The organism is Pseudomonas sp. 910_21, assembly GCF_052850735.1.
The window spans coordinates 531,397-551,802 of the sequence record NZ_VXCY01000003.1 but is presented as its reverse complement, the minus strand read 5'-3'; the positions used below and the strand labels follow the sequence as shown (position 1 = coordinate 551,802).

Annotated in this window: 22 protein-coding genes; 13 read left to right on the top strand and 9 right to left on the bottom strand. The window is 64.1% G+C overall.

Annotated features, from left to right (window positions below; genetic code table 11):
- Positions 1-10: 10 nt before the first annotated feature.
- The 3 genes from FW796_RS12560 (at position 11) to FW796_RS12550 (ending at position 1,611) form a co-directional block, all read left to right on the top strand.
- The gene (locus FW796_RS12560) at positions 11-346 is read left to right on the top strand and encodes a type II toxin-antitoxin system RelE/ParE family toxin (protein ID WP_446439402.1); all 336 of its coding nucleotides are present in this window, start codon (positions 11-13) and stop codon (positions 344-346) included.
- Entirely contained in the window at positions 339-653 is a 315-nt protein-coding gene (locus FW796_RS12555; protein ID WP_346634783.1) for a helix-turn-helix domain-containing protein, read from the top strand. The genes FW796_RS12560 and FW796_RS12555 overlap by 8 nt, the downstream gene beginning before the upstream one ends.
- A 61-nt stretch (positions 654-714) precedes the next feature.
- A complete protein-coding gene (locus tag FW796_RS12550) occupies positions 715-1,611 on the top strand; it encodes a peptidoglycan DD-metalloendopeptidase family protein (protein ID WP_346634784.1) in 897 nt (298 codons plus the stop codon).
- A gap of 146 nt (positions 1,612-1,757) precedes the next feature.
- Here the strand turns inward: FW796_RS12550 and FW796_RS12545 are convergent, their stop codons facing one another.
- From FW796_RS12545 to phoB, 3 genes are all read right to left on the bottom strand, one after another.
- Positions 1,758-3,098, bottom strand: a complete 1,341-nt coding sequence (locus tag FW796_RS12545; protein WP_102862311.1) for a hemolysin family protein — start codon at positions 3,096-3,098, stop codon at positions 1,758-1,760.
- Positions 3,099-3,215: 117 nt separating this feature from the next.
- A complete protein-coding gene (gene phoR / locus FW796_RS12540) occupies positions 3,216-4,544 on the bottom strand; it encodes a phosphate regulon sensor histidine kinase PhoR (protein WP_346634785.1) in 1,329 nt (442 codons plus the stop codon).
- 91 nt (positions 4,545-4,635) lie between these two features.
- On the bottom strand, positions 4,636-5,325 hold the full coding sequence (gene phoB, locus FW796_RS12535) for a phosphate regulon transcriptional regulator PhoB (protein ID WP_003177195.1): 690 nt from the start codon (positions 5,323-5,325) through the stop codon (positions 4,636-4,638).
- A gap of 151 nt (positions 5,326-5,476) precedes the next feature.
- On the opposite strand from phoB, the gene FW796_RS12530 reads away from it, so the two are divergent.
- On the top strand, positions 5,477-5,860 hold the full coding sequence (locus tag FW796_RS12530) for a COG4315 family predicted lipoprotein (RefSeq protein WP_123728036.1): 384 nt from the start codon (positions 5,477-5,479) through the stop codon (positions 5,858-5,860).
- Between the two features lie 55 nt (positions 5,861-5,915).
- Here FW796_RS12530 and ubiA read toward each other — a convergent pair whose 3' ends face one another.
- Together ubiA and FW796_RS12520 are read right to left on the bottom strand one after the other, a co-directional pair.
- The gene (ubiA, locus tag FW796_RS12525; protein ID WP_446439401.1) at positions 5,916-6,806 is read right to left on the bottom strand and encodes a 4-hydroxybenzoate octaprenyltransferase; all 891 of its coding nucleotides are present in this window, start codon (positions 6,804-6,806) and stop codon (positions 5,916-5,918) included.
- The gene (locus FW796_RS12520; RefSeq protein ID WP_446439400.1) at positions 6,806-7,369 is read right to left on the bottom strand and encodes a chorismate--pyruvate lyase family protein; all 564 of its coding nucleotides are present in this window, start codon (positions 7,367-7,369) and stop codon (positions 6,806-6,808) included. Before FW796_RS12520 ends, ubiA begins: the two co-directional genes overlap by 1 nt.
- Before the next feature lie 202 nt (positions 7,370-7,571).
- On the opposite strand from FW796_RS12520, the gene FW796_RS12515 reads away from it, so the two are divergent.
- The 9 genes from FW796_RS12515 (at position 7,572) to FW796_RS12475 (ending at position 12,878) form a co-directional block, all read left to right on the top strand.
- Positions 7,572-7,739 (top strand): rubredoxin, encoded by a 168-nt coding sequence (locus FW796_RS12515; protein WP_025130776.1) that lies wholly within the window; start codon positions 7,572-7,574, stop codon positions 7,737-7,739.
- 42 nt (positions 7,740-7,781) lie between these two features.
- Positions 7,782-8,930: an NAD(P)/FAD-dependent oxidoreductase gene (locus FW796_RS12510; RefSeq protein WP_346634788.1), complete on the top strand. Its 1,149-nt coding sequence runs from the start codon at positions 7,782-7,784 to the stop codon at positions 8,928-8,930.
- Between the two features lie 189 nt (positions 8,931-9,119).
- Complete coding sequence (locus FW796_RS12505; RefSeq protein WP_011064269.1) at positions 9,120-9,395, top strand: HU family DNA-binding protein; 276 nt, start codon at positions 9,120-9,122, stop codon at positions 9,393-9,395.
- A 166-nt stretch (positions 9,396-9,561) separates the two neighbouring features.
- Positions 9,562-10,086 (top strand): hypothetical protein, encoded by a 525-nt coding sequence (locus FW796_RS12500; protein ID WP_346634789.1) that lies wholly within the window; start codon positions 9,562-9,564, stop codon positions 10,084-10,086.
- Entirely contained in the window at positions 10,074-10,445 is a 372-nt protein-coding gene (locus FW796_RS12495) for a hypothetical protein (RefSeq protein WP_346634790.1), read from the top strand. The genes FW796_RS12500 and FW796_RS12495 overlap by 13 nt, the downstream gene beginning before the upstream one ends.
- A gap of 129 nt (positions 10,446-10,574) precedes the next feature.
- Positions 10,575-11,009, top strand: coding sequence for a DcrB-related protein (locus FW796_RS12490; RefSeq protein ID WP_123728030.1), 435 nt, complete (start codon positions 10,575-10,577; stop codon positions 11,007-11,009).
- 23 nt (positions 11,010-11,032) lie between these two features.
- Entirely contained in the window at positions 11,033-12,325 is a 1,293-nt protein-coding gene (locus FW796_RS12485) for a polymorphic toxin type 46 domain-containing protein (RefSeq protein ID WP_446439399.1), read from the top strand.
- Complete coding sequence (locus FW796_RS12480; RefSeq protein WP_123728028.1) at positions 12,322-12,606, top strand: immunity protein Tsi6 family protein; 285 nt, start codon at positions 12,322-12,324, stop codon at positions 12,604-12,606. The genes FW796_RS12485 and FW796_RS12480 overlap by 4 nt, the downstream gene beginning before the upstream one ends.
- A gap of 8 nt (positions 12,607-12,614) precedes the next feature.
- Positions 12,615-12,878 (top strand): hypothetical protein, encoded by a 264-nt coding sequence (locus FW796_RS12475; RefSeq protein WP_404937916.1) that lies wholly within the window; start codon positions 12,615-12,617, stop codon positions 12,876-12,878.
- 18 nt (positions 12,879-12,896) lie between these two features.
- Here FW796_RS12475 and FW796_RS12470 read toward each other — a convergent pair whose 3' ends face one another.
- From FW796_RS12470 to FW796_RS12455, 4 genes are read right to left on the bottom strand one after another with little or no spacing between them, the layout of a single operon-like run.
- Complete coding sequence (locus FW796_RS12470; protein ID WP_148059794.1) at positions 12,897-13,502, bottom strand: imm11 family protein; 606 nt, start codon at positions 13,500-13,502, stop codon at positions 12,897-12,899.
- Positions 13,503-13,517: 15 nt separating this feature from the next.
- The gene (locus FW796_RS12465; RefSeq protein ID WP_446439398.1) at positions 13,518-17,957 is read right to left on the bottom strand and encodes an RHS repeat-associated core domain-containing protein; all 4,440 of its coding nucleotides are present in this window, start codon (positions 17,955-17,957) and stop codon (positions 13,518-13,520) included.
- 9 nt (positions 17,958-17,966) lie between these two features.
- Complete coding sequence (locus FW796_RS12460) at positions 17,967-18,392, bottom strand: DcrB-related protein (protein ID WP_123728024.1); 426 nt, start codon at positions 18,390-18,392, stop codon at positions 17,967-17,969.
- Between the two features lie 15 nt (positions 18,393-18,407).
- The gene (locus FW796_RS12455; RefSeq protein ID WP_346634793.1) at positions 18,408-20,348 is read right to left on the bottom strand and encodes a type VI secretion system Vgr family protein; all 1,941 of its coding nucleotides are present in this window, start codon (positions 20,346-20,348) and stop codon (positions 18,408-18,410) included.
- Between the last annotated feature and the right edge of the window lie 58 nt (positions 20,349-20,406).

The following is a 20,406-nucleotide window of genomic DNA, read 5'->3' as shown; positions in this document are numbered from 1 at the left end:
GAGAAGTTCGATGCCCAGGCACAAGGATGTGGTGTTTGTCGGGAGTGCGCTCAGGGAGCTCAGGGCTTTCCCTGAAGATGCCCGTCGGGCCGCCGGTTACCAGCTGGATCTGCTGCAGCAGGGGGAACAGCCCTACGATTGCAGGTCAGTGAAAACCATCGGTCCGGGCGTTTTCGAAATCAGGATCCATGAGGATTCAGGGGCGTTTCGGGTGTTCTATGTGGTCAGGCGGCCCGCAGCCATCTATGTGCTGCATGCGGTGCGCAAGACCACCCGCAAGACCCAAACGCGGGATATCGAGCTGGCTCGTGCCAGATATCAAGAAGCAGGTTCACGCCATGACTGACCAACCAATCAACCAGCGCTTTGCCAGCGTCTGGGATGCCCTGGAAGCCACGCCCCAGGAGGCCGCCAACATGCGCCTACGGGCCAAGCTGATGCTTGAACTGGGCAAGACCGTGCAAGCCTGGGGGGTATCGCAGAAGGAGGCGGCCAAGCGCCTCAACATCTCCCAGCCACGCCTCAATGACGTGCTCAGCGGCAAGATCAACAAGTTCTCCCTCGATGCCCTGGTCAACCTGTCCGAGGCCGCGCAACTGGGTGTGGATATCCATTTCGACGCGTCGGGCACGCACCCTTTGGCCCCGGCCTGATTCACACAAGCTCCATATCCGGCTGTTAGCGTGGCTGCATAACCTGCCAAGAAGCTGCCCAATGTTTGTGCGCCTGCTGTTGTTGTGCGGATTGTCCATGCTTGCCACGTCGCTGGCAGCGATGACGGTCTACAAGTCCATCGATGCCGATGGCGTGGTGTCCTACAGCGACCGGCCTTCGCCGGGAGCCCAGGCGTTCGTGTTTCGCGACCGCATGGAAGAACACCTGGAGCGCCAGGTGCGCCTGGATATCCAGAAGCACAAGGGCGGGGATGCGGTGTATGTGCGCAACGACCTCTACGCGCCGGTGGAGATCGAGTTGGGCTTTGCCGGCTTGCACAACGTCAGCGGAGCGCCCGGGCGGCCGATCCGCCAGGTGCTGCCGGCCCGCAGCAGGCAGCGCCTGGCGCTGCTCACGGCGACTCGCGCCGACCAGCCCCTGAGCTATGTCCCCAGGTTCCGTTATTCCCTGGGGGACCCGGCAGGGGCCGCCCAGGCCTATCGTTACCCGCTGCCCTGGCGTGGCGGGCCGTTTCGCCTGACTCAGGGGGCCAATGGTCAATACAGCCATTTCGGTCCCAGGAGCCGTTATGCCATGGACATCGCCATGCCCGTGGGCACACCGATCATCGCCGCCAGGGGCGGGGTGGTGGTGAAGACCGAGAATGCCCAGAACGGCCGGGGCAACAACCCGGCGGGCAACTTTGTCCGGGTGCTGCACGACGACGGCACCATGGGCGTGTACCTGCACCTCAAGCAAGGTTCGGTGAGTGTGCGGGAAGGGCAGCGGGTGGCGGTTGGCAGCCCGTTGGGGTTGTCGGGCAATACCGGCAACAGCAGCGGGCCACACCTGCATTTCGTGGTGCAGCGCAATACCGGGCTGGGGCTGGTGTCGATTCCCTATCAGTTCAACCAGCCCCTGGGGGATCTGCCGAACTTTGCCCTGGGCAACCCCTAAAGGAGGCCAGGGCCGAGGGTGCTTGTCGTGGCGAGGGCGCTTGCTCCCGCTGGGCCGCGAAGCGGCCCTACCCCAGAACCCGGCTTCCCGATTGCCCGGTAGTGCCTCAAGGCCGGACGGACACGGGCCAGGCCCTATCGGTCCGCTCAGTCGAGCATCAGCACCTTGGCCAGGATGATCTTCGGTCCCTTCATCTTCTTGATGATGATGCGCAGGCCTTCGACTTCCAGCACTTCTTCCTCTTCCGGCACCCGTTTCAGGGTTTCGTACACCAGGCCGGCGAGGGTTTCGGCTTCGATATGGTCCAGGTCGATGCCCAGCAGGCGCTCGACCTTGAACAGCGGCGTGTCACCACGCACCAGCAGCTTGCCTGGCTGATAGGCGAGGATGCCGCGCTCGGTCTTGCGGTGTTCGTCCTGGATGTCGCCCACCAGCACTTCCAGTACGTCTTCCATGGTCAAGTAGCCAATGACCTTGCCATCGGCTTCTTCCACCAGGGCGAAGTGCGAACCGCCCTTGCGGAACTGCTCCAGCAGCTGCGACAGCGGCATGTGCCGCGACACGCGCTCCAGCGGGCGGGTCAGCTCGGCCAGGTTGAACGACTCGGGGATATGGTCCAGGGCCGCCAGTTCCAGCAGCAGGTCCTTGATGTGCAGCAGACCGACGAATTCGTTGCGCTCGCTGTCGTAGACCGGGTAGCGGCTGAACTTGTGACGGCGGAACAGGGCGAGGATTTCCTTGAGCGGCGCATTGAATTCGACGCTGACCAGATCTTCCCGGGAGTTGGCCCAGTCCACCACTTCCAGTTCGCCCATTTCCACGGCCGAGGCCAGTACGCGCATGCCCTGGTCGCTAGGGTCCTGGCCGCGGCTGGAGTGCAGGATCAGCTTGAGCTCTTCACGGCTGTAGTGGTGCTCGTGGTGCGGGCCGGGCTCACCCTGGCCGGCGATGCGCAGGATGGTGTTGGCGCTGGCGTTGAGCAGGTAGATGGCCGGGTACATCAGCCAGTAGAACAGGTACAGCGGCACGGCGGTCCACAGCGACAGCAGCTCGGGCTTGCGGATCGCCCAGGATTTGGGTGCCAGCTCGCCAACCACGATGTGCAGGTAGGAAATGATGAAGAACGCGGTGAAGAACGACACGCCGCGGATCACTTCCGGGGAGTTCACGCCTACGGCGCCCAACAGCGGCTCCAGCAGGTGGGCGAACGCCGGCTCGCCGACCCAGCCCAGGCCCAGGGAGGCCAGGGTGATGCCCAGCTGGCAGGCCGAGAGGTAGGCGTCCAGCTGGCTGTGCACGGTGCGCAGGATCTGCCCGCGCCAGCCGTTCTTATGGGCGATGGCTTCGACTCGGGTCGAGCGCAGTTTGACCATGGCGAACTCTGCGGCAACGAAAAAACCGTTGAGCAGGACCAGGATCAGAGCAAAAAGAATCATGCCGAAGTCGGCGAACAGAGACGCGAGGGTAAAACCAGGGGAAGGGTCCATGATGGAGTTTTGCGGGTTCCGTGTATTCGAAAAAGAAGGAAAGGCGGTGCCTGAAAGGCAGGCATAAGCTACGCAATGTAGCGGCTGACAGGGCGATTGCCTAGGGGCAAGCCACGGTCAGCGCTGTTCGGTAAGGCTGCCTGCTGCGGTTTTTTTAACCTGGGCCGGGGCGAAATGGCAGGTAAAGGTACTGCCGTGGCCCAGTACGCTGCTGATTTCCAGGCGTGCGCGGTGGCGCAGCAGCACGTGCTTGACGATGGCCAGGCCCAGGCCAGTGCCGCCGGTATTGGAGTTGCGGCTCGAATCCACGCGGTAGAAGCGTTCGGTGAGGCGCGGCAGGTGCTTGTTGTCGATGCCGATCCCGGAGTCTTGCACGCTCAGGTGCGCGCCCTGTTCGTCGCCCCACCAGCGGATGCGGATATTGCCTTCGGCCGGGGTGTATTTCACCGCATTGAACACCAGGTTGGAGAAGGCGCTGCGCAGTTCCGCCTCGCTGCCCTTGAGCTGTATCGAGGCGTCGGCTTCCAGGGTGATGCGCTGGTTGCGCTCCCCGGACAGGGCCTGGGCATCGCTCTTGATCGACTGCAGCAGCCCATCGATGGGCACCGGCTGATTGTCCGAGGGGTAGTCGGTGGCTTCCAGCTTGGCCAGCAAGAGCAGGTCGTTGAGCAGGGTCTGCATGCGTCCGCCTTGCTGCTGCATCTGCTGCAGGGCACGGCTCCAGCGCGGATTCACTTCCTCGACGTTGTCCAGCAGGGTCTCCAGGTAGCCGCAGATCACGGTCAGCGGGGTGCGCAGCTCGTGGGACACGTTGGCGATGAAGTCCTTGCGCATCTGTTCCAGCTGGTGGATGCGGGTTACGTCGCGCACCAGCATCAGGTGCTCATTGTTGCCGTAGCGGGTGATGTACAGCTGGATGCGTACCCGGTCGTTGGCCGGGGAGGGGATCTCCAGCGGTTCGGCGTAGCTGTCTTGCTCGAAGTATTCCTTGAAGCGCGGATGGCGCACCAGGTTGGTCACCGGCTGGCCGCTGTCCTGGGGCGTCTTGAGGCCCAGCAGGGTCTCGGCGGCGCGGTTCCACCATTCCAGGTTGCCGTCGCTGTCGAGCATGATCACCGCGTCTTTCAGGGCCGCGGTGGACTCCTGGACCCGGTCGATCACCGCTTGCAGGCGGCCGCGCACCCGTTGGTCGCGGCGTTGCAGGTGATAGATGCTGTCGAACACCTCGCCCCACAGGCCGTAGCCATCGGGCGGTGCTTCGTCGGGTTGATGCAGGCGCAGCCATTCGTGCAGACGCAGCAGCTGCTTGAGGGTCCAGGCCAGGTAGAGCCCTAAGCCGGCGGCCAGGCTCCAGCCGTAGTAACCACTGATCAGGCCCACCAGCAGGCAGCCGGTGATCAACAGCAGCAGGTGGCGAATCAGGGTGCCATGCCAGTTTTGATTCACTTGAAACACGTCCGTGGGGGTGAAGCAGCTCCGAGCTGCAAGTGTTGAAGCGGTCGCCTGTCAGCTGGCCGCTTGTCGCTTGCCTTCGGCATCAGGCCTTGGTGGAAAAACGATAGCCGGTGCCGCGCACGGTTTGTACCAGATTCTCGTAGGCGTCACCCAGGGCTTTGCGCAACCGGCGGATGTGCACGTCCACGGTGCGTTCCTCGACGTACACATTGCCGCCCCAAACCTGATCCAGCAGCTGGCCGCGGGTGTAGGCACGCTCCTGGTGGGTCATGAAGAACTGCAGCAGGCGGTATTCGGTGGGGCCCATTTCCGCCGGCTTGCCGTCGATGGTCACTCGGTGGCTGATGGGGTCCAGCAGCAGGCCGCCGACTTCGATCGGTGCTTCGCCGTCGGTAGGGCCGGCGCGGCGCAGCACGGCCTTGAGGCGGGCGACCAGCTCACGGGGCGAAAACGGCTTGGTGATGTAGTCGTCGGCGCCGACTTCCAGGCCCTGGATCTTGTTGTCCTCTTCACCCTTGGCGGTGAGCATGATGATCGGGATGTCCCCGGTCAGCTCGTCGCGCTTGAGGCGTCGGGCCAGCTCGATGCCGGAGGTGCCGGGGAGCATCCAGTCCAGCAGGATCAGGTCCGGCTTGCGGTCGACGATGATGGCATGGGCCTGCTGAGAGTTCTCTGCCTCCATGCAGTCATAGCCGGCCATTTCCAACGCAACGGCGATCATTTCGCGAATAGGCGCTTCGTCGTCAACGATCAGAATGCTTCTGCCAACCATGCTTGAACCTCTTGTCATTTAACTGTCTTGCGCCGCATTAGATAACGGAATTATTGCAGTCGTGTGACAGTATTTCAGGTCGCGGGGCGTGGTGCAGCTTCGTCGACTAAGCTTTGGGTCCGATTCCTGACAACCACAAAAGAAGGTTTCCATGACTCTGTTCAAGCAATCGTTGAAAGTCCTGTTGGTAGGCGCTGTCCTGGCCCTGCCGACATTCGCCATGGCCGCCGACCCGGCGACGAGCAAGGATGGCGTGCTGGTCAATCTCCAGGGCATGACCCTCTACACCTTTGCCAAGGATGCAGGCGGAAAATCCATGTGCAACGACAAATGCGCCGCCAACTGGCCGCCTCTGATGGCCGAGGGCAGCGACAAGGACATGGGCAAGTGGACGGTGGTCAAGCGTGATGACGGCAAGGCGCAGTGGGCCTATGACGGCAAGCCGTTGTACAGCTTCGTGATGGACAAGAAGCCCGGCGACATGACCGGTGAAGGCAAGATGGACGGCGCCTGGAAGGTCGCCAAGTCCGATTAGCCAGCAGCGCGTAGCCGCTACATGGGTAGCGGCTACGGCTTTATAGATAGGGATTTCAGCGCAACGCGTAATCCAGGACCACGCCGATAAAGATCGCCATGCCCGCCCAGTGGTTGTGCAGGAAGGCCTTGAAGCATTTCATCCGGTCGCGATCCCGGGTGTACCAGAACTCCCAGGCAAAACACGCCGCCGCCGCCACCAGCCCCAGGTGGAACCAGCCCCCCAGATGGAAGCGCGCGCCAGCCAGCAGCAGGCAGCCCAATGACAAGCCCTGCAGGGTGAGAATGATCACCCGGTCGGCATCGCCGAACAGGATCGCCGTGGACTTGACCCCGATCTTCAGGTCATCGTCGCGGTCGGTCATGGCGTAGTAGGTGTCGTAGCCCACGGTCCACAGCAGATTGGCGATGTACAGCAGCCACGCGCTGGCCGGCAGTTCGCCGTTCTGCGCGGTGAAGGTCATCAGAATGCCCCAGGAATAGGCCGCTCCCAGTACCACTTGCGGGTAATAGGTGTAGCGCTTCATGAAGGGGTAGCAGGCCGCCAGGGCCAGGGCGCCGAACGACAGCCAGACCGTGGTGGCGTTGGTGCACAGCACCAGCAGGAAGGCTGCGCCCATGAGGATCGCGAACAGTGCCAGGGCTTCCTTGGCGCTGACCTTGCCGGTGGCCAGGGGCCGCTGGTCGGTGCGCTTGACCTGACCGTCGACCTTGCGGTCGGCGAAGTCGTTGATGGCGCAGCCGCCGGCCCGGGTCAGGACCACGCCGAAGGTGAAAATCAGCACATGGCTGAGGGACGGCGTGCCCTCGGCGGCGATCCACAGGGCAACCAGGGTCGGCCACAGCAGCAGGTAGATGCCGATAGGCTTGTCCATGCGGGTCAGTTGCAGGAAGTCCCAGGCCCGTGGATGCAGGCGGTTGAGGGATTTGAGCAGGCTCAGGTACATCAGCAGGCCTCCGGTCGGGCTTCGATGGCGCGCCACAGACTGGGCAGGAAGACCTCGGCGACCAGCAGGCTCAGGGGCCCGCGATCGAAGCGCGAACGGCGGCCCCAGAGCTCCTCGGTGGCCACCGCAGTGGGCAGCCAGGCCTGAGGATAGCGGCAGACTTCAATGGGCCGGCGGGCAAAGGCTTCGTCGCAGAACAGCAGTTCTCCGAGGGAGCGGCTGCCCAGTTCGTCGATGTTCAACCCGCCCTCCTGCAAGGCGCTGCGGGCGGCCACACTGCGGGCGAACACCCAGGCTTCGCCGTGGCCCCGCAGGTACACCTCGCGAACCCAGCCCTGGCTGTGTTCGGGCAGGTCCAGGGCGGCGCATTCGTCGTTGCGCAGGGTTTGCCATTCTTCCACCAGCGGCGTGACGCTGAAGCCGTTGTGGGAGAGTCGGGTCAGGCGTCGGGTCAGCGACCCTTCATCGAACAGCCAGTTGGCAACGGCTGCGCCGGGGAAGGGGGACAGACGGCTTTGCACCACCCAGGTCGGGGTCGGTGCGGGGGACATTGAGTGCGGCACAGTGGGTCAGTGTTGGCAGCAAATGAGGCGGCGAGCTTAGCATGGCAACCGCCGGTTTTGATTGATCCAGGACGCCTGGCAGCACGAACGTGCTTGCATCTGCCGGTAGTGATCAGTAAAAAACCCCAGTGCCGGACGCTGATCAGCGTGGCCTTTAGAGTCGATCCATCGACCGAGCCTGAACTCCCGAGGAAATGCATCAATGAAAAAGTGGCAATGTGTGGTCTGCGGCCTGATTTATAACGAAGCGGAAGGCTGGCCGGACGACGGTATTTTGCCGGGTACCCGTTGGGAAGATGTGCCCGAAGACTGGCTCTGCCCAGACTGCGGCGTGGGCAAGATGGATTTCGAAATGATCGAGATCGCTTGATCGAATTCTGTGGATTGAACGACCAATAACAAGGAGCAGGGAATGAGCGCACCGGTGGTGATCGTGGGAACAGGTCTGGCGGGTTATAACCTGGCCCGGGAATTTCGCAAGCTCGATGGCCAAACGCCGTTGTTGCTGATCACTGCCGATGACGGCCGTTCCTACTCCAAGCCGATGCTGTCCACCGGCTTTGGCAAGAACAAGGACGCCGACGGCCTGAGCATGGCCGAGCCTGGCGCCATGGCCGAGCAGCTCAAGGCCGAGGTTCGCACCCACACCCGTATCAGCGGTATCGATCCTGGCCACAAGCGCCTGTGGATCGGTGAAGAGGCGGTGGCCTATCGCGACCTGATCCTGGCCTGGGGCGCGGAAACCGTGCGGGTGCCGGTGCAGGGCGATGCATCCGAACTGATTTTCCCCATCAACGACCTGGAAGACTACGCACGCTTTCGTAGCGCCGCGGCAGGCAAGCGTCGGGTGCTGTTGCTGGGGGCCGGGCTGATTGGCTGCGAGTTTGCCAACGACCTGATCCTCGGCGGCTACAGCGTGGACCTGGTGGCCCCGTGCGAACAGGTGATGCCGACCCTGCTGCACCCGGCTGCTGCGGCGGCGGTCCAGGCCGGACTGGAAAGCCTGGGCGCGCGTTTCCACCTGGGGCCGGTGCTCAACCGCCTGCAACGCAGCGCCGACGGCCTGGAAGCCCATCTGTCCGATGGCCAGGTGATCGCCTGCGATCTGGTGGTCTCGGCCATTGGCCTGCGTCCGCGTATCGACCTGGCCGCCGCCGCCGGGCTGGTGGTCAATCGCGGCGTGGTGGTGGACCGTGAACTGAAAACCTCCCACGCCAATATCTACGCCCTGGGCGATTGCGCCGAGGTCGATGGCCTCAACCTGCTGTACGTGATGCCGTTGATGAGCTGCGCCCGGGCCCTGGCGCAAACCCTGGCCGGCAAGCCCACCGCGGTCAGCTATGGGCCGATGCCGATCACGGTGAAGACGCCGGTCTGCCCCCTGGTGGTGTCGCCACCGCCACGGGGTGCCGAAGGTGTCTGGACCGCCGAAGGGCAGGGCGCCGACATCAAGGTGCTGTGCCGTGACGCCAGCGGCCAGTTGCTGGGTTACGCCCTGACCGGGGCGGCGGTGATGGAAAAACTGGCCCTGAACAAGGAACTCCCGGCCCTGCTGGCTTAAATACCGGTCGTTCTGTCGGAATAACCGGGTTTATGCCCTCACAAAGGTCGTGGCAAGACTGGCGCCACTCTCAAGCGCGTGCCATCCTCACACCCGTCTGCCGCAGCGTAGAGCCTGCGGCGCCTTGGGCGCTGTTCCCGTGAACAGCACGGACATAACAACAAAAAACCGTCAAAGAGGCTTCACACTATGCGTAAACCAGAACTCGCCGCAGCCATTGCTGAAAAAGCGGACCTGACCAAAGAGCAGGCCAATCGCGTGCTCAACGCCATTCTTGAAGAAATCACCGGGGCTCTGCACCGCAAAGACAGCGTCACCCTGGTCGGTTTTGGTACTTTCCTGCAACGTCACCGTGGCGCCCGCACCGGCAAGAACCCGCAAACCGGCGAGCCGGTGAAGATCAAGGCCAGCAACACCGTGGCATTCAAACCGGGCAAGTCGCTGAAAGACAGCGTCAACCCATAAGCATTGAGCGAGCTCCCGGCAGCGGGAGCTTGCAGGGGAAAATAGGCACGCCGAACGCATCGGGTGCCTATTTTTTTTGCCCGCAGATTGCTCGCCGATCAGCTTGCGAAGCCGCAGTGGCGTGGCTAGGATGCGCGATTGTCCGATTCGTGATCTAAGGCCAAGGATGACCCGCACCACTGACAACCGCCCGGCATGGGTGGCCACGTTGCGCTACCTGGGGCGCCCCGATGTTGCCGCCATGCTACTGGGCTGCATCCTCTCCCTTGGCCTGTCATCGGCCTCGGCCGGCAGCGATTCGCGACTGGGCCAGATCGGCTATCGCGAGGCCCTCAGCTGGTTCCACAGTCAGAAATACGACAGCACCGGCTCCTGGCTCTGCGGCTACTCCCTGGCCCGCGAGGACTACAGCGTGGCACCCAAGGCGCCGCGCTTGCTGGTGGAAGTGGATGAGCGCTTTCTCTACCTCAAGACTGGCGGGCAACTGGTGGAACTCACCGGCGCCGCTCAGGGCCCCGAGCGCAGCGAGTACCAGAATGCCGGCGCCCATATCCGCGTCACCCTGAACATCCTCAAGCGCAACAACTTCAGCGAGTACCAGGAATCCCACGACCGCCAGGTGCTGGCGCAGATCGAGATGAACGATCAGGTCGAAACCCTGACCCTCAAGGGGCAATCATGCGGTACTTGATCCGGGCGGGCCTGAGCCTGCTGATCACTGCCTTCACCCTGCCGGCCCTGGCCGATGAGGCCAACCCGGGTCAAGGCTGCTACGGCTACCTCACCGAAATGGTCAGGAGCAGTGACTTTCCCTACCGCGACTTCACCACCCCGCAGCGGCTCAAGCTGCTGATCGACCGCGATGATGGCGATGAACTGAGCCTGCAGCTGTTCTACGAAACCTCCGGCAGCGGGATCATCGGCTGGGTTCGCTATGACGTGCCGCAACAAGCGCTGTGGAATGTCAGCATCGATCCCGAAGAGCCCCAGGCCCTCAAGTTCGACCGACGTTTTGCCCAGGCTTACGCCGCCTGTCTGGAAGCACGCTGAGCCTGATCCAGGTGCTTTTGCCGGGCAGGATTGGTTTGTTCAAAGTTGCCGACGGGTTCCTTGATTGTTGCCGTTCATTGCTTGAAAATCCGCCGCTGTCCGACCCCCTCAGCATGGAACGCGAACCTCTTGTCCTCTTACCGCATTCAAGAAGCCGACCTCGACATCCCCGATGCCTGGCAGGACCAGAGCATCAATATCTTCAAGCTGCCGGCAGTGGGCGGCGCCCAGGAAGCCAGCTTCGTCATCAGCCGCGACCCGAGCCAGGGCGACGCTTCATTCGCCGATTACGTGGCCCGGCAACTGAGCGGCGCCGAGCAGCAACTGCCGGGCTTCACCCTGATCAAGCGCTGGGACTTCGACATGCACGGCCACGCCTCGGTCCTGCTGGACTACAGCTGGAAACGCGAAGGTCGCGAGCTGATGCTGCGCCAGGTGTTCATCGAGCGTAAGCCGGCGGTGCTGATCACCACCCTGACCACCACGGTCAATGATCTGGTGCACCACGAACCCGCCTGGAAACAGGCCATGCAAAGCCTCAAGCCCCAGCCAGCGGTGGTCTGATCCTCCAGGCCGAGTAACGAACCATGGATATGTTGGCAGCAGCGCGCCTGGGGGATGAGATCGCCCACGGTTTTGGCGTGGCGGCGATGGTCGCAGGGGCCGTTGTCGGTGCCCTGATTGGCGCCGCAGTAGTGGCGGCGACGGTGGCCACCGGTGGGGTGGCGATCGCCATCATCGCGGGCTCGGTCGCGGCGGGCGGCTTGTCGATGTTCCAGATCGCCAAGGGCTTGAGCACCATTTTCAACCTGCCTGAACCCAGCACGGGGGTGCTGGTGGAGGGCAGCTTCAATGTCCGCATCAACCTGCGCAACGCCATGCGCGCGGGCCAGGATCACTCGTCCTCGTGCAGCGGCTTGCCGCTGAACCACCCGATCTGGCCGTTCCCGGTACTGATCGCCGAGGGCAGCGCCAAGGTCACCATCAACGGCAAGCCGGCGGCGCGCCTGCAAAGCAAGATGGTCTGCGGCGCCCATATCAAGACCGGCAGTGAAAACACCTTCATCGGCGGGCCCACGGTGCAGGTGGCGTTCGTCCTGGATATCGAAGGCTGGATGCACACCGGGCTGGAAGCACTGGGGCTGGCGGCGCTCGGCGCCGGGCTGGTGGTGGCGGCCATGGCGGGAGTGGCGGCATTGGCCGGCGCCCTGGCAGTGGGCGCCGCGGTGTATGGCGGCATGGCCCTGCTGGGGGACCTGGGCGACCGCCTGGGGCCGGGCTATCGCGATCTGCTGCAAGGGGTGGCCGGCATGGCCCTGCTGGGCTTGGGGCCGAAACTGGCGGCGCGCAAACCGGCGACCGCGGTACCCGAGTTGACCTCGCGGCGTGCCTACCTGAATCAGAAGTTCGGCCGCTCCGGTGACCTGCATGGCGACATCAATTACCGTGGCAACCGTGAAGTGGCGGCGAACTTCTTCCAGTCCCAGGGCTATTCCAAGGTCGACGCACAGTCCTACATGAACGGCCTGGATTTCAATCATCCGGTGCGCGTCGAGACCTTGGCCCCCGGCAAGAACCTGTGGCAATACCAGTCCCCCGGGGCGCCCCAAGGCAACTGGTATACTCTCAGCCCGCGAGTGCAGCCGACCGAGCTGGGGATCAACCCCATGGGCACCAACCGCGCCGCCAACACCATTGAACCCAAGGTTCTCAATTCCTATGGAACAACCCGCAAGGTGCAAGTCCTGCGCAGCACGGCTGCGCCGACCAACGACTTCTGGTCGGTCAAGGGGCAGTCCTATCCCGCCAAGGGCGGGGCGCAGCAGTTGTTCTCCAATGACAAAGGCGCCTTCGGCGCGCTCTCTCCTGGTGGACCATGAAACCAATCGACTACATTGATCGCGCACTGGCGCTGGTGGCCAAGCGAGCCCTGGTCCTGCCGGGTTACGAGGTCTTCGACGTCCTGCAAAAACAGCTGCAGTACGTTCGCGCGGTTCTGCTGGACCGCAGCCTGGACCGCTCCGCGCTGCACCAGATCAGCATTGGCGCCATTGCCGTGAAGGAGTTCGACGAAACCGACCCTGAGCTGGCCCGAGCGCTGAAAGACGCGCACTACGTGGCGGTGCAGACCGGGCGTGGCTTGAAGGTCGATCTGCCCTGAGGCGCGCCATGCTGTTCAAGGATCTGTTGGTCAACCGCGAGGAAATGTTCTCGATGGGCATCGAGGAGTCCACCGCACAGTACTACGTCTCCTTTCCGGTCAGCCTCGGCGTGGTGGACTACGAGGAGTACTACGCCATCGATCGCGCGACCTTTGAGCGGTTCGAACAGGACCTGCAAGCCGCGCTGGCGTTCGTCACCCGCGCCAGGCGGCGCGAGCTGGATTGGTTGCTGATCATCAAGCCGGGCAGCAATCGCGGCTCGGCGATCTGACCCGGGCTCTTTCAGGCCTCAGGCATTGTTGCGATAAGGCACGAAACGCCGTTCGGCGCTGTACAGCCCCAGCCCCTTGTCACCCTTGAAGCCGGCGTCGATCAAGCGATCGGCCAGCGTCGCGGTGATCAACAGATCCCCGGATTCCGGCTCCCGGGCGATCTGGCCCATGCCCGGGGCGCTCTCAAGAAACCAGGTCTTGTTGAAGTAGAGCAGGGTGCCGTCATCGTCGCGCTCCGCTTCGGAACGCGCGTGGTCGATGGCCTTGACGGCCTGGATGGCGTTGACGATGTAGTACGGCTGGCTGACGTCCTGGTGGTCGGCCACCAGGCGCAAGGGCTGGATCAGCTCGACGTCGGCCGGCGCCTGCTGGCGGAGAAAGTCCGCCAGGCGCGCCGAGACCAGGGGAATGCCCCCCAGCAGCCACAGGCAATCGTGCTCCAGCAGCTTCTTCGCCTTGCACGGGAAGAACACCGGCGGCGTGTCCATCGCCTTTGGATACGGCTGCCCGGCGAGCAGGGCCAGGTAGTCGAAACTGGAGCCCGGGGTTTCATAGGCACCGCTCTCGACGTCGTAGGAACCGATCAGCTTCGGGTTGTATTGGATCGGGGGTTTCCAGCTCAAGATCATCATCTGTTCCTAATCGTAATAGGCTCCCGGCCGAGCATTCTTGTTCAGTTGCCGCTGGCCTGAGCGCAGCAACTGGCGCTCATCGGAGACAATTTTGTCCAGGGCCTTGCGGTATTGGGCCTGGTTCCAGTTATTGCGTTTGCCGACCTGCTCCACCTGGGTCATCTTCGCCGCCAGGTTGTCGCTGACCCGGCCGGCGTGGCGGCCTTCGTGGATCGAACGGCGCGGGTCCTTCATCGCGGTCTTCTTGTTGGGCAGGAAGATTTTATTCCTTCGGCTTTGCAGATCGTAGCCGGCCAGCTTGAGCAACGGATGATTCTTGGTCGCCGGGTGCTTGTCGCTGAGGATGTGGTGGTCCTGATAGCCCTGTTTCTTCAGGCTCTTGATCCGGCGGTTGATCGACGAGGCACAGCTCCAGCCCAGGGGGTCGATCCAGCCAAACGGATTGGGGGCGTAGAGGTAGAGGTTCAGGCCCCCGGCCAGGCTGATCGGGTCCGGCGTGGTGAAGCGTCCCACATCCGGGTCATAGAAGCGGAAGGTGTTGTAGTGCAGGCCGGTTTCCCGATCCAGGTACTGGCCCTGGAACCGCAGGTTCTGCTCTTCGATGTAATAGGGTTCACGCACCTCTTCCAGGGTGTTGCCCCAGACCCGATAGCGCGCCTGCCAGACGCAGTGGCCGTCGGCCTCGGTCAATTGCTCCGGCAGCCCGCTCAAGTCGTTGTGGTAGTAGCGCACCTTCTGCCGGGCCCCCAGGCCATCGACCCGCGCCAGGGGCTCATCGCTGTCCGGGGCATAGAGGTACAGGCTGTCCTGGTGGCGGTTGTGCTCCTGCAGCAGTTGCATGCCATCCCAGGTGAAGCGGGTCTCATCCAGGGGCTGGCCCTGGCTGTCGCAGAGGCTCTTGGCGATCCGCCGGCCGAACGGGTCGTAGCGCATGCGCACCAGGGTGTCACCCGCGGCGCTCAGGTTGCGCACCTCGATCAGGCGATGCTCGGCGTCATAGCTGAAATGCTGTACGCCGCGGCTAGCGCTGCGTTTCTCGATCAGCCGGCCGAAGCCATCGTAGCGGTAGCGTTTGTCCTGGAGGCTCAGCAGCTGGTTGTGCCGGACCTGCCCGCCTGCCACCTGGGCCCCGTCCAGCAGGTTGGCTGCGGCATCGTAGCTGAAGGTTTCGTTGTGCCCCGCCAGGCGCCCCTGGCTGGCGATGATGCGACCGCTGGCGTCGTAGTGCAGCAGTTGCTGGTCCTGCCCCTGAGGCTGTCGGGTCATGCGCCCGATCAGGTTATCGCCGGGATCGAATTCGAAGTGCTTCTGCCGCTCCAGCGTCGGGTTGCCCGGCATCGCTGTCGAGCACCGCAGACGGGCACGCAGGCGGCCACCGCGGTCGTATTCGCTGTGGCAGCTGATCTGGCCCTGGGTGCGCAGCACTTCGCGGTGCAGCCGGTCGCGCTCGAAGTCGCTGATGAGCTGGCCGTCGAGGTTGATCTGGTGCAGGTGGCCACTGCCGTAATACAGGCGGTTGAGCCAGCGGCCATCCGGCAGGCGGGTGCGGGTCGGATTGCCCAGCTCGTCGTACTCGTACTGCAGGCTGGCGTCGGGGGTCTGCTCCGAGAGCAACTGGCCGAGGGCATCGTAGGTGAAGCTCAGGTCCTGCTGCTGGCCGGCGTGGTCGGTAAAGTGCACCGCCGTCAGTTGATCCAGCGGGTCGTAGTCGTACCGGGTGTGCCCGTCGTCGGTGGTCTTACCGATCAGGCGGCCCACGGCGTCGCGCTGCAACTGGTGGACGATGGGCGCTACGGCCGGCGCTCCCGGGGCCGCGGGCGCGGGGACGTACTCCAGGCGGGTGACCTGGTCCAGACCGTCGTAGGCAAAGCGCCGGGCGCTGCCGTCGAGGTCCTGCTGCTGCACCAGGCGATCGCCCACGTCCCAGGTGAAACGGTAGCTTTCGCCGTTTTCATTGGTCAGCGTCTGCAGACGGCCAAAGGCGTCGTAGCCGAACTGCACTTGCCGGCCATGGGGATCGGTGCGCAGGCGCACCTGGCCCCGGCGATCGTATTGATAGCCGGTGCTGTGGCCCGCCGGGTCGATGTAGCCGGTCAGCAGGCCGCTGGCGTCGCGCTGGTAGTGTTCGCTGCGGCCATCGGGCAAGTGGCTCTGCAGCAAGCGCCCCTGGGCGTTGTAGTGAAAGGTCTGACGCTCGCCCAGGGCGTTGGTAATGGTCTGCAGGTAGCCCTGGCGGTCATAGCTGAAACGGGTGGGGTAGCCCGAGCAGTCGACCTGCTGCACCAACTGCCCCTGGTCGTTCCATTCCAGGGTCTGGCGCTTGCCGCTGGCGTCGATGACTTCCCGCACCAGGCCGCGGGCGTCATAGCGGTAGCGGGTGCTGTGGCCCAGCGGATCGGTTTCGCGGATGCAGTTGCCCCGGGCGTCGTACTGGTAGGTCCAGCTATTGCCGGCGGCGTCGATTTGCGTCAGTGGCAGCGACCAGTGTTCCAGCCACAGGGTCGACTCGCAGCGTCCCAGGGGGTCGACGCTGCGGCACAGGTTGCCGGTGTCGTCGTAATGGAACTGGTACTGGCCGCCCAGAGGGTCGATGGCCCCGAGCAGTTGGCGCTCTTCGTTCCATTGGAACTGCCAGGTCTGCCCCAGGTTGTCGGTGTATTCGGTGATCTGCCGTTGGCTGTTCCAACGCCGCAGGCTCTGGCGCTGCAGGCTGTCGGTGATGCGGGTGGTGCCCTCCTGCAGGTCGTAGTCGTAGCGGTATTCGTCGCCTTCATCGGTGTAATGACGAACCACCCGCCATTCGCGCTCGTCGATCCAGGCCCATTCATAGAAGCAGCGCAACCCGGTGGGTAGCCAGTGCTCGACCATGCGCCGGGCACTGTCGTAGGCAAAGTGGCGTTGCAATTGCTGGCTGGCGTCGCGCACTTCGGCCAGGTCGCCCTGGTTGTCATAGGCGTAGCTGGCCAGCACTTCACGCTGCTGGTCGGGGTACAGGCGCTCGATCTGCGCCACCCGGCCGGGCCATTGCGGGCTGTAGATCAGTTCGACCTGGACCTGATCGAAGGTATCGCGCAGGCGGCCGAGGCGCCCGCCGCTGTCGTAGTCCAGGTGAATGCGGTTGTCGTTGCGGTCCCCCAGCTGGCTCAGGCGCAGATGGGCCGGACGCTCCGGGCTGGGCTCGAACAGCCGGTACAGGCCGTCCTCGCTCTCGATCAGCAGCCGGCCGTCGTGATTGCGCCGCACGCTCAGGCCTTCGCCGTCACTGAACACCGCGCCACCGAGGGGAATCGACCCCATGTCGATGCGCCGCCCCTGTTCATCGGTGTAGATCAGGCGTTCACCACCCTCGGGGTGGGCGTCGAGCGCCACAAAGCTCTCGTAGAGCACGCTCCAGCCGGCGCCGAACAGCCCGTCCCGGCGCTCGTCGAGGCTGTTGTAGACCCGCTGCCAATCGATGGGCAACACCCCGGGCAAGGCGAAATCCAGGTCCTCGTCGTACCCCAGCACCTTGGCCCCGGTGGCGGCGTGCACCGGATTGGGCGAGCCGGCGATAGCCTGGGTCAGGGCATTGGTCGCCTGGCTGACGACAAAGGAGTTGACTCCGGCCATCAGCATGCACGGCAGGTTGCTGAGGAACTTGCCCTTGCCGCCCTTGAGCATCATCAGCACAGTCACCGCCAGGCCTACCCCCGGGGTCTTGCCGCTGCGGATCTCGCGCACCACCACCGAGCCGCCACCGATGGTCACGTCGGGAGAAATCGGCCCGGCCGCCACCACCTTGGCGTCGCAGGTGCTGCGGTCGCCGCTGCGCACCGCCGGCTGGCCGTCGATGCTGACCTTCTCCGAGCCTTCGGCCAGGTACTGCACGGGCATCGGCGGGTGCTTGGTGCAGGTCACCAGGTCCAGTTCCTTGGTCTGGGAGCCGGGGGCCGGGGAGGCCACGGTGGGCCGCCACATCTGCGAGAAGAATTCCTTGGCCATGTCGAGGAAGCCCGGGCCTTCCTCCGGGGTGGCCGAAGGGGTGTCGGTGGCTTCGCCTTCCTCGGCGCCGTCGCCGCTGATATGCGACGGCGGGGCGATGCCCGCCGCGCGGGCCGCCGGTTTGTTGTTGGTCAACACCTTTTGCGAACCGCTGGCGATGGTGGCCTGGATCGAGGGGGGGAACAGGGCGTTGGCGAAGCCCTCGCATAAATTGCTCAGGCCCTTGTCGGCTCCGGTCTTGCTCATGACCACGCCCACCACCACGCCGACCACCAGCCCCAGCACGCAAGCGCCGAGGCCGCCGGTGGCCACGGTGATGCCCGCCGCCGCGGCCACCGCCATGGTTGCCAGGGCGCCGATGGCGACGTTGGCCGCCACCTCCAGCACGCCGCCGAGGATGTCGGCCATCATCGAAGTGTGTTCCAGCCCGTCGCCCAGTCGGGCGGCCCACAGCGCGTCAGACATGGGCCCGCCTCAGCTCAGCACCAAGGTGTTCTTGATCTGCGCCCAATGGGCGGCTTCCCCATCCCCGAGTTTCTGTGCCTTGACGTAGCTCATGGCGAGCATCTGCCGGGTGCCGGGCAGCACCAGGGCCAGCTGGAACTGGAACACCTGCTCGCTGCCCTTGCTGAACTGGCTGCGCAGCTCCAGGCCCGGAATGTCCTGGGCCGGACCCAGCAGCACCGGTTGCGGGGTCTGGTAGCGCAGTTCCTGGACCTGTTGCTCCAGCCGTTGCAGCTGGCTTGTCAGGTTGCTTTCCAGGGTTTCACCGTCGCCCAGCAAGCTGCGGCTGACAATCAGCGACGTACCCAGCTGCGGGAACTTGAGGATGTTGATCGAGGCGTCCTGCAGCTCGCCGGCGGGCGCTTGGAACTGCAGTTCATTGAGGCGATAGGTCATGGTGCAAGCATCCGTTTACTGGCCCTTGGGCGTGGGGAAGGCGGCTTTCACCAGGGCGCTGATGGCGCCGTGGACTCCCTGGCCCTCGGTGGTGGTGTCCGGGCCGCCGCCGTTGTTCAGGTGCAGCACGCCGCCGGTGTTGATCTGCGCGTCACTGCTGGCGTGGACACTGATGTTGACCCCGCACAGGTTGATCTGGCCGCTGGCGTTGAGCTCCAGGATGCTGGCCCCGCACACCAGGCGCAGACGCTCGCCGACCTCGATCACGTAGCTCTGGCCGACGCTGTCGATTTTTTTCTCGCCGACCCGCAGCTCGTCCACGTGCTGGACGATGCGCGTGCGCTTGTTGCCAACGGTCACGTACTCATCGTGGCCAATGCTCTTGTTGCGGTCATTGCCCACCGAGTGGCTTTCGTTGACCTCGACCACGATGTCCTGGTTGCGCTCGGCATGGATGTACAGCTGCTCCGCGCCCTTTTTGTCTTCCATGCGGATTTCGTTGAAGTTGGCCGGGCTGCCGCCCTTGCTCGAACGGCTCTTCATCCCGCTCTGGGTGGCGTTGGCCGGCAGGTCGTAGGGCACGGTCTGCTCGGCGTTGTACACCCGGCCGGTGATGATCGGGCGGTCGGGGTCGCCTTCGAGGAAGCTGACGATCACCTCCTGGCCGATCCGCGGGATCTGCATCGAACCCCAGTTCTTGCCGGCCCAGGCCTGGGACACGCGGATCCAGCAGGAGCTGTTCTCGTTGGACTGGTCGTGGCGGTCCCAATGGAAGTGCACCTTGACCCGGCCATATTGGTCGGTCCAGATCTCTTCCCCGGCCGGGCCCACCACCCGCGCGGTCTGCGGGCCCTGGACGATAGGCCGCTGGGTCTTGGCCAGGGGGCGGAAACTCTGCTGGGCGTCGATGCAGGTCAGGTGGCTTTCGAACTGTGCCGAGCCGCCGCTGCCGCCGGTCTCCAGACTCTCCTGGACCACGTAGTAGTGGATGCCGACGATCAGGTATTCGCGGTTCTGGTCCTGGCGGCTGAAGCCGGTGAGGTTGAACAGGTTGCCCACCCCCAGGCCACGGGCATTGCCGCTGAGTTCGATGCGCTCGTGCAGGCTTTGCAGGGCTTCGATGCGGGTCTGCGCGTAGTGCTCGCCGTCGCTGCTCTGCACGTAGGTGCCGGGGTAGTCGTAGAGCGGGTAGTCGCCGGCACTGTGGGGACGCGGCATGGCCGAGCGCACGTCGATCCGTGCGCTGGGGCGCTGGAAGTCGTAGTCGTTGAGTTCGAGGGACCCGGGCTGGACTTCCTGGGCCAGGTGCCAGTCGAAGATATGGTCGCGTTCGCGCTGTTGCTCGTCTCGCGGGTAGTAGGGCACCGAGGCGTAGCCGGGCACGCTGCTGTGGGCACCGTAGGCGTCGGCCAGCACCAGTACGTGGCGGTCCTTCTCGTGACGGAAGAAATAGTAGATGCCTTCCTGTTCCATCAGCCGGCTGACGAAGTCGAAGCTGTTTTCCCGGTACTGCACGCAGTATTCCCACTCCCGATAGGGACGGCTCAGGGCGTCTTCGAAATCGGAAAAGCCCAGGTCGCGGAACACCTGCTTGATGATCTGCGGGATGCTCAGGTTCTGGAAAATCCGGCAGTCGGAGGTGCGGCTCAGCAGCCACAGCCAGGGGCGCAGGGTCACCTGATAACTGGCGAACTGGCCGCTGTCGACGTTCTGGCTGCAGCGGGCCACGATGCCGTGGAAATAGCGCTGGCTACCGTCGTCCAACTGCACGCTGAGGCCCATGGGCTTGCCCAGCAGCTGGTTGAGGTCGATGTTGGCGTCGCTGGAGGTCAGCTGCATCTGGTAGTCGAACAAGCGCCCCAGCTCTTCGCCGCCGCCCATGCTGTTGAGCAGCAGGACGTCCGGTCCCAGAGGGCAATTGACCTGAGCCAGTCGTGTGGATTGCTGAAATTGCATCGTCAGTCTCGTTGAATGCGTGGTGTGCCTGGCGTCACCCCCGCAGGAGCGAGCTTGT

Coding starts and splice junctions, on each gene's coding strand:
- ubiA (WP_446439401.1), bottom strand. CDS start 6,806: ATGTACCTGAGCCTGCTCAAATCCCTCAACCGCCTGCATCCACGGGCC.
- FW796_RS12530 (WP_123728036.1), top strand. CDS start 5,477: ATGACTCTGTTCAAGCAATCGTTGAAAGTCCTGTTGGTAGGCGCTGTC.
- FW796_RS12515 (WP_025130776.1), top strand. CDS start 7,572: ATGAAAAAGTGGCAATGTGTGGTCTGCGGCCTGATTTATAACGAAGCG.
- FW796_RS12475 (WP_404937916.1), top strand. CDS start 12,615: ATGCTGTTCAAGGATCTGTTGGTCAACCGCGAGGAAATGTTCTCGATG.
- FW796_RS12465 (WP_446439398.1), bottom strand. CDS start 17,957: ATGTCTGACGCGCTGTGGGCCGCCCGACTGGGCGACGGGCTGGAACAC.
- FW796_RS12555 (WP_346634783.1), top strand. CDS start 339: ATGACTGACCAACCAATCAACCAGCGCTTTGCCAGCGTCTGGGATGCC.
- FW796_RS12455 (WP_346634793.1), bottom strand. CDS start 20,348: ATGCAATTTCAGCAATCCACACGACTGGCTCAGGTCAATTGCCCTCTG.
- FW796_RS12485 (WP_446439399.1), top strand. CDS start 11,033: ATGGATATGTTGGCAGCAGCGCGCCTGGGGGATGAGATCGCCCACGGT.
- FW796_RS12495 (WP_346634790.1), top strand. CDS start 10,074: ATGCGGTACTTGATCCGGGCGGGCCTGAGCCTGCTGATCACTGCCTTC.
- FW796_RS12510 (WP_346634788.1), top strand. CDS start 7,782: ATGAGCGCACCGGTGGTGATCGTGGGAACAGGTCTGGCGGGTTATAAC.
- phoB (WP_003177195.1), bottom strand. CDS start 5,325: ATGGTTGGCAGAAGCATTCTGATCGTTGACGACGAAGCGCCTATTCGC.
- FW796_RS12480 (WP_123728028.1), top strand. CDS start 12,322: ATGAAACCAATCGACTACATTGATCGCGCACTGGCGCTGGTGGCCAAG.
- FW796_RS12505 (WP_011064269.1), top strand. CDS start 9,120: ATGCGTAAACCAGAACTCGCCGCAGCCATTGCTGAAAAAGCGGACCTG.
- FW796_RS12545 (WP_102862311.1), bottom strand. CDS start 3,098: ATGGACCCTTCCCCTGGTTTTACCCTCGCGTCTCTGTTCGCCGACTTC.
- FW796_RS12460 (WP_123728024.1), bottom strand. CDS start 18,392: ATGACCTATCGCCTCAATGAACTGCAGTTCCAAGCGCCCGCCGGCGAG.
- FW796_RS12560 (WP_446439402.1), top strand. CDS start 11: ATGCCCAGGCACAAGGATGTGGTGTTTGTCGGGAGTGCGCTCAGGGAG.
- FW796_RS12550 (WP_346634784.1), top strand. CDS start 715: ATGTTTGTGCGCCTGCTGTTGTTGTGCGGATTGTCCATGCTTGCCACG.
- FW796_RS12500 (WP_346634789.1), top strand. CDS start 9,562: ATGACCCGCACCACTGACAACCGCCCGGCATGGGTGGCCACGTTGCGC.